The sequence below is a fragment of the Methanosarcina sp. Kolksee genome (genome assembly GCF_000969945.1).
Classification (GTDB): domain Archaea; phylum Halobacteriota; class Methanosarcinia; order Methanosarcinales; family Methanosarcinaceae; genus Methanosarcina; species Methanosarcina vacuolata.
In genome coordinates, this window is the sequence record NZ_CP009524.1 from 441521 (window position 1) to 454568 (window position 13048).

Here is a 13048-nt window from a genome sequence, read left to right on the forward strand (position 1 = left end):
ACTATTAAACAAAATAGCCATTAAACAAAATAGCCATTAAACAAAATAGCCATTAAACAAAATAGCCATTAAACAAAATAGCCATTAAACAAAATAGCCATTTAACCAAATAACCATTAAACAAGACTCAATTCCATTTCATAACATCTTTCGTTCTCACCACAAATATTTGTTGTTTCCCTTATTATTCGAAAGCCCACTTTTTCATATAATTTTATAGCAGAAGCATTATTTACACTTACATACAATAATACCGAAGCTATTTTGTTTAACCTCATTTCCTGGATACTCTCTTCTAATAATTTCTCGCCAAACCCCTGTTTTCTGAAGTTTCTGTCAATTGAAATCGAACAAACTACTGATTTTTTCTTGAAGCCTTTAAAGGTAGGTATTAGTAGTATGTAGTATACTGAGTAACCTACTACTTGGTTCTGACTCTTTATTACATAAAATATTTTCTTGAGTTTTGTTGAATATCTTATAAGCATATCCTGTCTTTGATTTTCAAACCCTTCTCCTTGAATTCTAAGGACTTCAGGAAGCATAACGCCCTCTATAGGCATAATGTTTTCCTTTTCCATCTGTTTCCAGTCCCTTATAAGAAGAGCTCCGATAGTATCACGTATGAGTCTCTTAAAACTCGTTAAATATGCAATGGGTTTAGTGTAGATTTTAGAGAGGCTCATGAAATCACTTATATTGTGAATAATGCTGTTGGTGAAATTCTCAAAGATAATTATAATTGTTTCGGAATTGTGATAAATCTATCTTAAATTATACTTCAATTTTTATCTAAATTTAGTTGAATTTCAATTTTTATCTAAATTTAGTTGAATTTCAATTTTTATCTAAATTTAGTTGAATTAGTTCTAATAAGAAATAATAAAAATATAACTTCAAATTTGCAGTTCAGGAATTGATCCTAATTTCATTATCACGATAATGATTCTTGGCAACAAATATCTTGATATCCTTGATATTATACTTGAATCATTTCTCAGCATTACAGATAAATAAAGTTTAGATCACAAAAATATCTGTGTAGAACACCATTCAATCACTGTTCATCGCTGTTCAAGTATACAATATAGTTATGGTTGTTTTCAACCCAGAAAGTAATTGAATTATCCTGTTTTATGTCATAATCAAGAAATTCTCCGGATGTGTTGTCGTAAACCTGAGTATCTCTTCCAGCGTTTATGTTTACATTTACAAGGGCAATGCCACCATTTGTGTGTACATTAAACACGACAGAGTTTTCAGTATATTGCAGATTATCAAATGTGGCATCATATGTATTTCGACTTATTTGGCTGTACTCGTGAAAAGACACTATAGACATATTGTTTGACTCATAATTCTCTACCCAGTTATGAAATTTTGAGCGGCTAATTGAGTATTTTATGGCTGGGTCCTTATCAAGTTCATGGGTAAAAACCGGGTGTACCATACCTGCTTTAGATGCTGTTTCCCACCATTCCCAGGTATCATCTTCCAGACTTCCAATATATTTTTCCGTATGGATCCCCGAGTCTCCATTTCTCCAGATCATCCCTAAGTTTTCGTATGCATAAAGAGCGTGCATAATATTATCTCTGTTTCTCATGGAGCACCAGCTTGTCGGTTTTCGCCCTATTTTTTCATACACATACAGATGTCCTTCATCCATTATCCTATACGCCTGTTCCAGTGGGAAGCTGTTTAATTCTTTTGAGTAATGTACACCTACATCCCATGAATTATTGATGACCAGCCCACGCAAGTATTCAATATCCTCTTCATTGTACTGCTCAAGGAGCTCTATATCAAACCATATTGTTCCTCTATTTTTTTTGCTGTTAAGGTAGCGTATTCCCTGCTCGGTTGTGTTTCTGACATGCGGGCCATCAATTCCGAAAGCCAGCATTCTGTTACTTCCAATCGCAGTTATGAGTTTTCTTTCTGAGGTCTGGCTTATACTGTATATATCTAAATCAAGGTGCGTTCCTTTTCCAAGTACAAAAGAAGTGAACTTAATGTACCCATTTGAAACATCCACATAAGGTAATCTCTGCCTATCGGTGTTATAAAATGGAGTCACGATACAGTTGCCATCTTTTACAAGAATAGTGTTTGTTTTGTTATATCCATCAAAAATAATCTCAAAATCAGATTTTTCTGCCGCATTCCCGATGGATATGGATTCACATCTGATATTCTCTGAAGAATCTTTAAAATAGCTTTCTAATATAATATTATTATTTACTTTTTGGAGAATCAACTTTGAACCCGGGGTATTAAGCTCAACAAAGCTTTGAGGGTCATCCATCTCTAAATCTATTGAGATCTGGTAAGTGCATTTAACCATCGGTATAAGCCTGCAGATGTAAAGTGATCCAATCTGCCTTGGTTGCTCCATATAGTGAATTAGTGGGATGGAAGCGACTTCACAGAACCGATAAGTTTCTGAAGATTTAACTAAATCTGCCGTATATCCATTTATTCCGGATTCTAAAACAGTGTCTGCAACTGGAAACAAACTGTACGGACATGAACAGGAGCCTCTTCTTACTTTATACTGCAATACTTTTGAGGTCTTGAAAGAAATCTCTGACTTAAGCATCCCGTAAATTGCAGAATATAATTTATCATAGATCTTATTACCCTGAAGTTTTGCAATAAAAACATTTTTCGGAACGCTGTTAGATTTGGAGTAGTTTTGCGAAAATAAGGTAAGAATGCCTTGATCAATATTCTCACGAATTTTTGTAGTCTCCTTACAGGGAAAAGCTTCAGCTCCTCCAATAAATAAACTACCCATTACAAACGGTATTAGAAAAAACATTTTTAGGCGATTACGGCTGTTCACTAAACCACCACATAAATTTTATATTCTATTTTTTATCCGACTTGCTTCTTCTAATTCAATAATCATCTGAACAGCCTTTCAAGTCCGAAACATTATTGTATGATATTTGTACTCGTAATACATTGAACGTACACAAATCATTTTAAAACCATGCTTATTTGCAATTTTTTCGATTGTGTAGGGGTTGTGGGCAAATCCAAGGATATCTTTTGGACTATTTTTCAGGCGTGCCGATACTGTAGTCCGAAACTCGAAGCCTGTTTTGCATAAAATTCTCAAGCCGTTCGTGTTTTGTGAGAATAGGCCTATCTTCCATAGTGGATATAGGCGGGAGTCCAGGATGTCAAAAAGTACTATTTTGCCATCTTTATTTAGATGCTTTGACGCATCAGAGATGAATTTATCAATTTCCTGAAATGTCAGGTACTGAATTACACCAGCTGCAGTTATTCTATCGAAGTTGAAATGCAGTTTATCCCAGAGTGTTTCATGGTCAGCAAGAAGCAGATCTATGTTTTGACACTTTTTTTTCTCAATCCTTTTACTTGCTTCTTTTAACATAGATTCGGAAAAATCCACCCCTAAAAGTTGTTCATACTCCGGAGCATAGTACGTCAAAAGTTCTGCGGCACCGCATCCAAAATCAAGAAGTGTTCTGCCTCCTTCAAGGTGGAACAGTTTTTCCCTGGCTTCCATAGAAAGAAACTCCTCAGATGAGTATCTGTGCCCTCCATGTTTCTTATCTTTGAAAAAATCTTTCCAGACATTTTTTGATTTTGACATGCTTTTCGGACTCCAATATCTTGCTCTTTTCGATATCTTTTTCCAGGCAATCTGTAACTTCCAGATTACCGTTTTTTAACTATTTATTGACTGATTCGAGCTATAAAAGAAATTAATAATTTTTCTGATTTTACACATATGCGCATAATTATATATACTTTTCTAATCAAATTTCAAGGTCTGTATCACGAGTTGTCAAGATAACTAAAGTATTATCTTTACCCATAATAAATTTGAAATTCGTCCCCTCTGCTCCTGAAGTGCATATTTATTAACATTAATTTAAAGGCTTTTAATATGCTATATAATTCAAGTTTAATATATATTTGAAATAAATATTAAAAAATTTCAGTTAATTTTAAATTTAAATATTATACATAATCTATTTGTCCATTTTATATTAAAGACTGCCTATTGCTAAAATCAGTTATTTGCTGAAAATCAGTTATTTGCTTATAATCAGTTATTTACCTAAAATAAGTTAGATATTCTCCCAAAACAACTAATTTGTATAAATTATAAATTTGACATTATGTCTTCATTACATCGGTGATGTTTTATGGGAATCCATAGAACATTATCACCTGCCGCAAAACCAAATACAAAAGACCTTATGCAGACTTATGAAAATTAATAAACGGAATCTTATATGCAGTTACACAAGGTTGTAAGTGGAAAGATATTTCTCCACACCTAAGAAAAGAAGATAGCCAATAAAAGTGGACTGGGTCAATTTCAAAAAGAAAATCACAATACAAAAGTTCTTTAGCTGGATAAGATTATTCAAAATCTCTTGCAAAGATATGAAATCAAAGAATCGCATACCTTATGTTCTAATCTTATCAGCAACAACGAAGGTAAATTTTGGTAGCCCACAATCTAATTAAGATTCTTTTACCACTACCCCTGTAAATGCAGAGTTTATAGGCTGTAAATACAAAGTTGATTGGCTGTAAAGCAAACTGCAAGGTTTCTTTGCCATTTCCAAGTCATTTAGCATGAAAGTTTTTTCAAGTACTTTCGTTTCTTTGTGCCTGTGATTAGAAGAATTTCATATGCGTTTTTTTGTAAAGTATTTTCTTCTCCAGTGGAGTGCAACATTGACAAGTCCGATCATTACGGGCACTTCAATTAGAGGGCCCACTACCGCTGCAAACGCCTGCCCGGAATTGATGCCAAAAACCGCTACTGCTACGGCAATTGCCAGTTCAAAGTTGTTACTTGCTGCCGTAAAGGCTAGAGAAGTTGTCTGTTCGTAACTAATCCCCATTTGTTTACATATAAGGAAAGATACCCCAAACATAGTTACAAAATATATTAAGAGGGGTATTGCAATCCTTACAACGTCCATTGGCAGTGCAACAATGTATTCGCCTTTTAACGAAAACATAACAATAATCGTGAACAATAGAGCATAAAGTGAAATCGGGCCTATTGTTGGAATGAGTTTGTTATCATACCATTCGGCTCCTTTTGAGGGGCGCAGGAAATAACGGGTTAAAAAACCAGCAATGAAAGGAATTCCCAGATAGATCGCAACACTTTGAGCAACCTCTCCCATGGATACATATATTTCCATACCACTAAGTCCCAGCCATTCAGGCAGTATGGTTATAAAGAAATAAGCAAAGACGGAGTAGAAGACCAGCTGAAAGACTGAATTGAAAGCAACAAGTGCAGCCGCATATTCATTATCCCCATCTGCCAGGCTGTTCCAAACAATCACCATGGCAATGCACCTGGCCAGACCTATTAGAATAACACCTACCATATATTCTGGATATTCTCTGAGAAATACAATTGCCAGGATAAACATCAAAATGGGGCCGATGATCCAGTTCTGGAGTAAGGATAAACCCAATACCTTATGATTTCTGAAGACCTTGCCTAGCTCTTCATATTTGACCCGCGCCAGTGGCGGATACATCATAACTATTAACCCGATAGCGATGGGAATGGATGTGGTGCCAATAGACAAACTCTGTAATAAGTCTGCAAAGCCCGGGAAGACAAAACCCAGAGCCACGCCGATAAACATAGCCAGAAAGATCCACAGGGTTAAATAACGATTTAAAAACGATAATTTTGATACAGCAGTTTCTTCCAGAACGAACACCCTCTATTTTTCAATAAATATTTTATAAAAATGTAACTATTCAGCCTATAAAAACATGTCTATTGATATTGATTCTAGTGAAAGTAATAAATCAAAGAAATAACCTATAGAAGAGGACGAAACGCAGTCAGTTGCCAACAGTTCCATAAAATCAATTTGCAGAAATTTGTCTATTTAATTTTAACAAAGATGGCTATTGATTCTGTTTTATATAGACTGAATAGTTACATAAAAATAACTATTTTTTGATCACTCGCAACATCTATCACTTGCTTTAAGCTTTTCTAATAAAACTAAATCGTCTTTACAAACGTTTATTTTCTCAACTTCATAACCAATAATAATTGAGAGGAAGGGAAATTTTTGAAAAGTAGAATCGTTGAGTTGATAATAGACCCACTGGGATTTTTTTACAGAAACAATAATTCCTGCCACTTTCAGTTTATTCAGATGTCTGGAAGTGTTAGATTGCTTAATGCCTAAAACTGCTTCAATATCACAGACACATAGTTCTCGTTTTTTTAAAAGATTTAGTATCCTTATCCTGTTTTCATCAGCCAACGCCTTAAGTATGTAAACAATATCCATGGGCACCACCAACTCTAAATGAGTATATGCAATTATACTCATATACTATTTAAAAGTACGGTCTTATTTTTAATTGTGAATTCTACTTAAAATTCTATCAGTAACATTATATAATCAACTGTTTAAGCCTCAATTATTTTGGTGAGGTTACTTCTGATTCTAAATAAATGTTTTTTTATTAAAGAAAGCTCGTGATCGTTGAAACCTCCCAACAGAAACATCACAGATAGATAAACAAGAACGCCTATTCCTGCAGCCACGAGAAGCTTATAGGTGGTCAATATCTCAAAACGGGAAACAAAGAAGTACATAGCCGTTGAGGATAAAATACATTTTATGATATCATAAAAATAAAAGTTATGTTTGAAATGTTTTAGAGACATGTGTGTGCAAAGAATAGCCATAAAAAAGTATGAGAATAAGGTTGATAGAGCAGCCCCGACAATGCCTACCCAGGGTATTAGAAGAAGGTTAAGTAACACGTTCAAAACCGCCACAGCAAAATTAATATAAGTTGGTACTTTCGTTTTTTTGACAATTAATAGTGTATTGATAAAAATTTGAGCGATTCCTGCTAGAAGGCCAGAAGAAGCTATAACTGGGATCACAAACCAACCTGAAACAAAGTTCTCTGTTGTAAATATTCCAAGCAAAGGTTTTGCAAAAGCTGAAAGCCCAAAGACTGCAGGAATAGAAATAATAAGGAAATATCGCAAGGAATAAGACATATAAACTGTTAATTCATCAATTTTATTTTCATCAAACAGTTTTGAGAGCTCTGGGAAAAGAATAAGCTGAAGAGGGTTTATAAGAAATTGTATAAGGTTCCCGAAGGAGCAGGCTGCCGAATATATGCCTACACTATTGAGACCGAGAAAATAAGTAACTAAATATCTGTCACTTGATTCTGTAATCCATCTTACAAGAGTATTTGGGGTTAAAGGTAAAGAGAATCGCAGGTACTCCCTTAAATAAGTAAATCGAGGGATAACAAGTCCTATCTGTTTAATAATGATCAGAATAGCGATTAAAGTAATGACGCCCTGTACCAGTAATGTGGCTACTATTACACCAAGTAGCCCATATCCAATTTTGAGAAGAAAGAGAATAAAAAGTAATTTTCCAAGTGCTTCAAAAAGAGTAAAGTAAGAAAATTCCTTAATCTGCCTGAACACTCTGAAATAATAAAGAGACACAGGCTCGATTACATTCACGAGAATCAAAAGGGAGCCTGCCTTGATGAAATAGGCCGCATCTGGATCCTTGAAACCGAACGTTGCTAGAGGTTCGGCAAGCATATACAGTGAAAGGGAGGCCAGAAGGCCAGAAATAGTCACGAAAAAAAGAATGGAATAGACAGCCTCCTTTATCACTTCCTTCTCTGTTTCAGAAGATAAAAATCTGACAAGACCCATTGAAAGGCCCATAAGTGCAAGAGGAGAGATTAAGGATACTGAAATGTTTATCTGCGCCCAGAGCCCGTAATCATACGTCCCAAGGCTTTTTGTGATTATTGGGATTAGAAGGAAGGTACTTAAGTTTGTAAGTACCTGAACCATTCCGATAAGGCCGACTTCTCTTGCAAATTTTTGATATGACACTATAACACCTAAAACTTAGTCTTGTTTAACTCTCGGACTGGAGACTAATAGAAGTAATTTTGAGATGAATTGCTCTAAAAATACAATCGCCAAAACGGTTTGTTGTCCTGCTACCTTCAGCCTAATTAAATATATAGAAGTGTTAGATTGCTTAATGCCTAAAACCGCCTTATATCGCAGACACACAATCCCTCATTTTTTAAAAAAATCCCATCTCCTTATCCTGTTCTCATCAGCCAGAGCCTTAAATATAGAAAACAATATCTGCGGGGATCATCACTTATATATGAGTATATGAACTTATACTCATATGTTACTTATATATGTTGATTTATATTCCGTTACTAATTATAATTCTTCTGGTTAATGCTGAGGTAATCTTATTTAGGATTCGTCAAATCATGCCGAGAATAATTGGAAAAATAAAGGTTGTGTATTGACCGTTATTGCAGTAAATTCTACTATTTGTGGCTTTGTTCACAAAGTCCATGGAAGCAGAAAAGGAAACAAAATTGTTGTTGACATCGAAACTCCATATGAAAAGATAAAGAAGTTTTCTCACATGGAAATCCCCATGAAATAAATTATGGACATCAAAGATAACTACGTGATTGATAAAGCACAGGAAGTTAAATGCTGCTCAAACTGCTTAGAGCCTATCCGAAAAGTGGTTGCCTGCTATAACTTTTACAATATGCAATATGCAAAATCAGAACGGACGCCCGGATATTTAGACCTATTGTAACTTTTCGATATGCATTACTGAATTTTCGGATAAGCTCTTAGTACCCTGTGCAGTACTCGACCTCTGTAGACTTGATAGTGGACTCATTGCAAAATATCTGGCAAAAAAGGCGAGCAGTATCAGTGTTGAATTTAAGGATGTTTAACTGTCTTCCCTGCTTCGTAGGTCTTAAAGTTTATCAAAATTAATAACTATAGTCACAAAAAGATAATTAATAGCCAACAGCTATCAAGAATTAGTCCAGAGAACTTCGATAAACCTCTGATCCCAACAAATTACTTAAATACCCTTTATAAGCAGGTAGCTAAAAAGTAGGGTTTATCGAAGTACTCTTCATATAAATTTTTTCTATTGAATCTAATAAGATAACGGTTGATCTTGCTTTGTCCAGGCTGAATATTCACGCATATCTTTATTTGCTTTTATCATAGTACTATAATACTTTTGTTTGCATTTAGCTGAGGCATCAAAGCAACTCAATACTATTCTGGAACGGGGGGAGGAAAATAAATCTTAAAGATACTTTTCGAAGAATACTGATTGCAACAGACGGGTCTAAATATAGTCAAACTGCCGTACTGCAAGGAATGGAACTTGCAAAAATTATGGGTGCGAAGGTCTATGCTCTCTATGTGCTTAATAAAGACGCATATGTACCGTCTGTACTGGAAACACCGATTCATCTGGGTTCTAGCTGGAACGTCATGGAGGAAATGTTGCGTCAAGAAGGAAATGATGCTATCCAGTATGCTAAGAAGGTTGCAAAGGATAAGGGAATAGACTATGAAGGTGTGGTTGTAGAAGGCGATCCTGCGAGTGCAATTCTGGAGTTTGCAGAGCAGAACAAAGCAGATATTATAATAATGGGAACCCTTGGTAAAGGAGGATTAGAAAGATTTTTGCTTGGAAGTGTAACATATAAGGTTGTAAGGCATTCAAAGGTTCCAGTTCTTGTTGTTAAGAAACAAAAACCGAATTAAGGTTATAAAAGGTCCATTATTGGAATACTTAATGTCACCTGTATATAGCTTACGCAGTTGCTTACTTTGCAGACAACTTTTGAGGTTCCATTATTTTCGTGCTAAGCCTGCTTTTGATAGGTTAACGTAAAAATTCATTTTATTACATGGGAAGAACAGAAGATTAAGAATCCTCTGTCTTTTAGGTTGTAGTGAAGTGAATCTTCGTCTCTTTTTTGTTTCATTCAAACCACATACATTTCTTCTTTGCAAAATGGGAGTTCTTGGTACTATAGGTCAGAAATGGTTTCGATAAACCATATAAAAGCCGACTCCCATAATTACAAAGCCTGCAACTTTTTTTAAAGGGAAACCATATTTTGAAACTTTCTTAAGCTTTGAGGAAGAAAAGCTTGCAGAATAAGCAACAAGAAGCATTGGAATGGAAAAGCCGAGGGAATATATGAAAAGCATCAACGCTCCATAACCAATCTTACCTGAAACCGCAACCATGGTGAGGATTGAACCAAGTACTGAGCCGACACACGGAAGCCAGACAATCCCGAGAGAGAAACCAAGTAAAAGCCCTCCTAAAAGGCCTTCTCGTTTGGAGTTCGCAAGGGATGAAAAGTTTCCAAAAACATTGAAAATATTGAGATCAAAAATCAGAGCAACGCCCATAGTTATAAGAAGAATTTCGGCGAAGATGTTAAGGTAACCGAGATAAGCCGTGAACGTAGCCCCTAAAATGGAAGTAATGATCCCCATGCAGGTGAAGGAAAGGGACAAACCTAACACAATCGCAAGCGGTCTGAACTTTCCTTTCTCAGTTGAGTAAGCAAAAACTGCCGGGATTACGGGCAAGATACACGGAGAAAGTACACTGACTACCCCTGCAAAAAAAGCTGCAATTGGAAAAAAATCGAAAAACATAGTTTATTCCTCTGTTTTCCTGGATTCAATAGCTTTCTCAAGAGTCTCTGAAAGGATTTCTTTGTCGGTAACACCTAGGAACCTTGCGCTTGTTCTTTCTTGGCTTTTGCTGCCGTCCTGCCGCATATACATGTATTTTCCGTTTTCGATATCCATAATAATACAGGTATCCGGAATAACTCTTACTCCAAATTCTGTTGCAAACTCGGGATTCTGCTTGATATCAATAAGCATGAATGAGGCAGAATCCTGATATTTTGGAAGTAGCTCTGAGAATATTTCTTCCTGTTCTCCACAGGGAATACAACCCTTTGAGCCAAGTTTCAGTACAACAGGACCTTTTTTGAGGGCTTCATCAATCTGGCTCAAGTTCGTAACTTCAATCAATTCCATTCCAGTGCCTGAGTCACTAACGTTCTCCGTAATTTCAGCAAGGTCTGTTTCATTATCGGAGCTGTCAGAATCTGTGCAACCAGAGCTGAAGATCAGGAAACAAAAAATCGCTAAAGTTGAGAGCGATTTTATTAAAGTAGGTAATGAAAAATGAATTCGTTTCTTACCTTGTATTCTATGCAATCGCTTCATTATAGTTCTCCAAAAATTTTCATATTCTATTTTATCGTCAAGAAGTAGAAACTTATTATAAAATATCAAGATATGTTGATATACTCAAATGTAACAAATATTATAAGTATTTTGTCAAATTACTTGTGAGTATCAAAAATATGAGGAAGATCCTTGTAGTGATTAACTCGATTGACAAGAGGAAATATTCTGTAATTGATCAGTCCAGTGAGAAATCAATCTATTTTCCCTTGTTTACCTCTTCTCTGCTTGTTTTTGATTCAGTGCTCGCCGAGAATATTCATCTACACAGAACTGGCACGTTATACGGGCAGAAGGTACAACAGCAACTACCTCTTTGATTTTAAGATCAAATGCCTTCTCCATAAAGATAGTGCGGCATATATTTACAAAGATTTCAGGAACTTTTGGTAATACTTTATTCAAAAAGGGCAGCTTAATCCTTCAAATTGATTTAGAAATCCTAAGTTATAAAAAACCGCGATGTATATATCAAAAAATGTTGATATATTGTAATTTAAGATTTTTAAAGTCCCAAAAAATATTGAGTATAAATAATAATATGTTAGATATCTAAAATAATTGATATGAAAACCCTTATTTAGAAGGCTTAACTTCTTTTATTTATGAGCTATTGTTGTCCTGCTGACCCTGAGAAAAAGAAGGAATGGGAAGGGAAAATGCTCCAGGAAATCGATTTTCTGGACAATGACATAAAAAAAGCCAGTGAGATCTTCAGTGCTCTCGGACATCCTATAAGACTGAAAATTGCTTATTTTCTCTCTCAACGAGATCACTGCGTTTGTGAATTGATATTTAAATTGAACGAAAGGCAGAACCTTGTTTCTCATCACCTTGCAATCATGAAAAACTGCGGGATCGTCGAAGCCTACAGCAGTTCAAAATGGCATTTTTACAGGTTGAATCCTGAATTTGAAGATATTTTTGATATTATTAAGCAGTTACAAAACAAAAAATCCGAATAAACCTGAAAGAAAATATGAATGAACCTGAATGAAAATCAGAACAGGGCTTAATTAAATCTGGAATGAAAAAGATTTAAAAATGAATATGACTGGGGTTTTCGTCCTTAAAGCAGCAACAACAGTCTTCTTCTCATCTATTTGTATTTTCTTCTGTCTATGTATCTTTTGTATTTTTTTTCTGTCTATGTATCTTTTGTATTTTTTCTGTCCATGTATCTTTTGTTTTTCCATTAGAATATGAAATCTACTTTATTTCGTTAGCCTGGAAACTATGTGAGTTAAAAATAGCCTTTACTCCAAATTTACAAACAATATGTCTAATTTCCAATTTCGAAAAATATATATAATTCTACATATTCAATAATTGTTGATATGATTAATGAAGAAAATATACAGCTTTTCAAGGCTCTAAGTGAAGACACCAGGTATAGAATTATTAAGGCTTTAATCGAATCTGAAAATAAATGCAGAGAAAATAAATACGGTAACAGAGGAGAGCTATGTGCCTGTGAGATCCCGGAAATAATCGGGAGGACTCAGTCCAATACCTCAATGCACCTTGCAAAATTACAGGACTGGGGGATAATTAAGGTAAGAAAAGAGGGGAAAAAGAGGTTATATTCTATCCAAAACGAAAAAATCAGGAAAATTCTGGAGGTACTTGAGGAATAAGATTTTGTACTATTATAAAAACTCAAAAGAAGTTGGTTCCTCGTTGTTTTGTGTGTATATCCTCAATATTCTCATAAAACCAATTCGGTCTTGAATTGAAAATCATCTTAAGTAAAAGTATATGGGGTTCAAAATGGATTAAATATTCTGAGCTTCAGGGAAATATTTAAATAATATTAAGTATCATCATATATTGATATATTTGTAAATTGAAATATCGTTCAAGAAGTAA

The 13048-nt window shown here is 34.9% G+C and carries 12 protein-coding genes; 4 read left to right on the forward strand and 8 right to left on the reverse strand.

The features are described from left to right. Positions 1–116 precede the first annotated feature (116 nt). The 6 genes from MSKOL_RS01975 to MSKOL_RS02000 all read right to left on the reverse strand — a co-directional run bounded on the left by MSKOL_RS01975 (position 117) and on the right by MSKOL_RS02000 (position 7936). Positions 117–686 (reverse strand): GNAT family N-acetyltransferase, encoded by a 570-nt coding sequence (locus MSKOL_RS01975; protein WP_048153388.1) that lies wholly within the window; start codon positions 684–686, stop codon positions 117–119. A 371-nt stretch (positions 687–1057) separates the two neighbouring features. Beyond that, on the reverse strand, positions 1058–2800 hold the full coding sequence (locus tag MSKOL_RS01980) for a hypothetical protein (protein ID WP_231592371.1): 1743 nt from the start codon (positions 2798–2800) through the stop codon (positions 1058–1060). A 126-nt stretch (positions 2801–2926) separates the two neighbouring features. After that, complete coding sequence (locus MSKOL_RS01985) at positions 2927–3631, reverse strand: class I SAM-dependent methyltransferase (protein ID WP_048153390.1); 705 nt, start codon at positions 3629–3631, stop codon at positions 2927–2929. Positions 3632–4682: 1051 nt separating this feature from the next. After that, entirely contained in the window at positions 4683–5747 is a 1065-nt protein-coding gene (gene arsB, locus MSKOL_RS01990; protein WP_082091009.1) for an ACR3 family arsenite efflux transporter, read from the reverse strand. Positions 5748–5996: 249 nt separating this feature from the next. After that, positions 5997–6335, reverse strand: a complete 339-nt coding sequence (locus MSKOL_RS01995) for a helix-turn-helix transcriptional regulator (protein WP_048153391.1) — start codon at positions 6333–6335, stop codon at positions 5997–5999. Positions 6336–6457: 122 nt separating this feature from the next. Continuing rightward, positions 6458–7936, reverse strand: a complete 1479-nt coding sequence (locus MSKOL_RS02000) for a flippase (RefSeq protein WP_048153392.1) — start codon at positions 7934–7936, stop codon at positions 6458–6460. 436 nt (positions 7937–8372) lie between these two features. Between MSKOL_RS02000 and MSKOL_RS02005 the strand changes: the two genes are divergently transcribed. Together MSKOL_RS02005 and MSKOL_RS02010 are read left to right on the forward strand one after the other, a co-directional pair. Further along, entirely contained in the window at positions 8373–8519 is a 147-nt protein-coding gene (locus tag MSKOL_RS02005) for a DUF6951 family protein (protein WP_229397034.1), read from the forward strand. A gap of 698 nt (positions 8520–9217) precedes the next feature. Further along, entirely contained in the window at positions 9218–9661 is a 444-nt protein-coding gene (locus tag MSKOL_RS02010; RefSeq protein WP_255351986.1) for a universal stress protein, read from the forward strand. A gap of 276 nt (positions 9662–9937) precedes the next feature. On the opposite strand, the gene MSKOL_RS02015 is transcribed toward MSKOL_RS02010, so the two are convergent. Together MSKOL_RS02015 and MSKOL_RS02020 are read right to left on the reverse strand one after the other, a co-directional pair. Beyond that, the gene (locus MSKOL_RS02015; protein WP_048153393.1) at positions 9938–10573 is read right to left on the reverse strand and encodes a cytochrome c biogenesis CcdA family protein; all 636 of its coding nucleotides are present in this window, start codon (positions 10571–10573) and stop codon (positions 9938–9940) included. A gap of 3 nt (positions 10574–10576) precedes the next feature. Next, positions 10577–10966, reverse strand: coding sequence for a co-chaperone YbbN (locus tag MSKOL_RS02020; protein WP_231592373.1), 390 nt, complete (start codon positions 10964–10966; stop codon positions 10577–10579). Positions 10967–11784: 818 nt separating this feature from the next. On the opposite strand from MSKOL_RS02020, the gene MSKOL_RS02030 reads away from it, so the two are divergent. Both MSKOL_RS02030 and MSKOL_RS02040 read left to right on the forward strand, forming a co-directional pair. Continuing rightward, positions 11785–12144, forward strand: coding sequence for a helix-turn-helix transcriptional regulator (locus tag MSKOL_RS02030; RefSeq protein ID WP_052725306.1), 360 nt, complete (start codon positions 11785–11787; stop codon positions 12142–12144). Positions 12145–12516: 372 nt separating this feature from the next. Further along, complete coding sequence (locus MSKOL_RS02040; protein WP_229393824.1) at positions 12517–12816, forward strand: helix-turn-helix transcriptional regulator; 300 nt, start codon at positions 12517–12519, stop codon at positions 12814–12816. Positions 12817–13048: the final 232 nt, after the last annotated feature.

Excerpts from the sequence above, each read along its gene's own strand:
- MSKOL_RS02040 (WP_229393824.1), top strand. The coding sequence starts at position 12,517 with ATGATTAATGAAGAAAATATACAGCTTTTCAAGGCTCTAAGTGAAGAC.
- MSKOL_RS01985 (WP_048153390.1), bottom strand. The coding sequence starts at position 3,631 with ATGTCAAAATCAAAAAATGTCTGGAAAGATTTTTTCAAAGATAAGAAA.
- MSKOL_RS02015 (WP_048153393.1), bottom strand. The coding sequence starts at position 10,573 with ATGTTTTTCGATTTTTTTCCAATTGCAGCTTTTTTTGCAGGGGTAGTC.
- MSKOL_RS01980 (WP_231592371.1), bottom strand. The coding sequence starts at position 2,800 with ATGGGTAGTTTATTTATTGGAGGAGCTGAAGCTTTTCCCTGTAAGGAG.
- MSKOL_RS02030 (WP_052725306.1), top strand. The coding sequence starts at position 11,785 with ATGAGCTATTGTTGTCCTGCTGACCCTGAGAAAAAGAAGGAATGGGAA.
- MSKOL_RS02020 (WP_231592373.1), bottom strand. The coding sequence starts at position 10,966 with ATGGAATTGATTGAAGTTACGAACTTGAGCCAGATTGATGAAGCCCTC.
- MSKOL_RS01995 (WP_048153391.1), bottom strand. The coding sequence starts at position 6,335 with ATGGATATTGTTTACATACTTAAGGCGTTGGCTGATGAAAACAGGATA.
- MSKOL_RS01975 (WP_048153388.1), bottom strand. The coding sequence starts at position 686 with ATGAGCCTCTCTAAAATCTACACTAAACCCATTGCATATTTAACGAGT.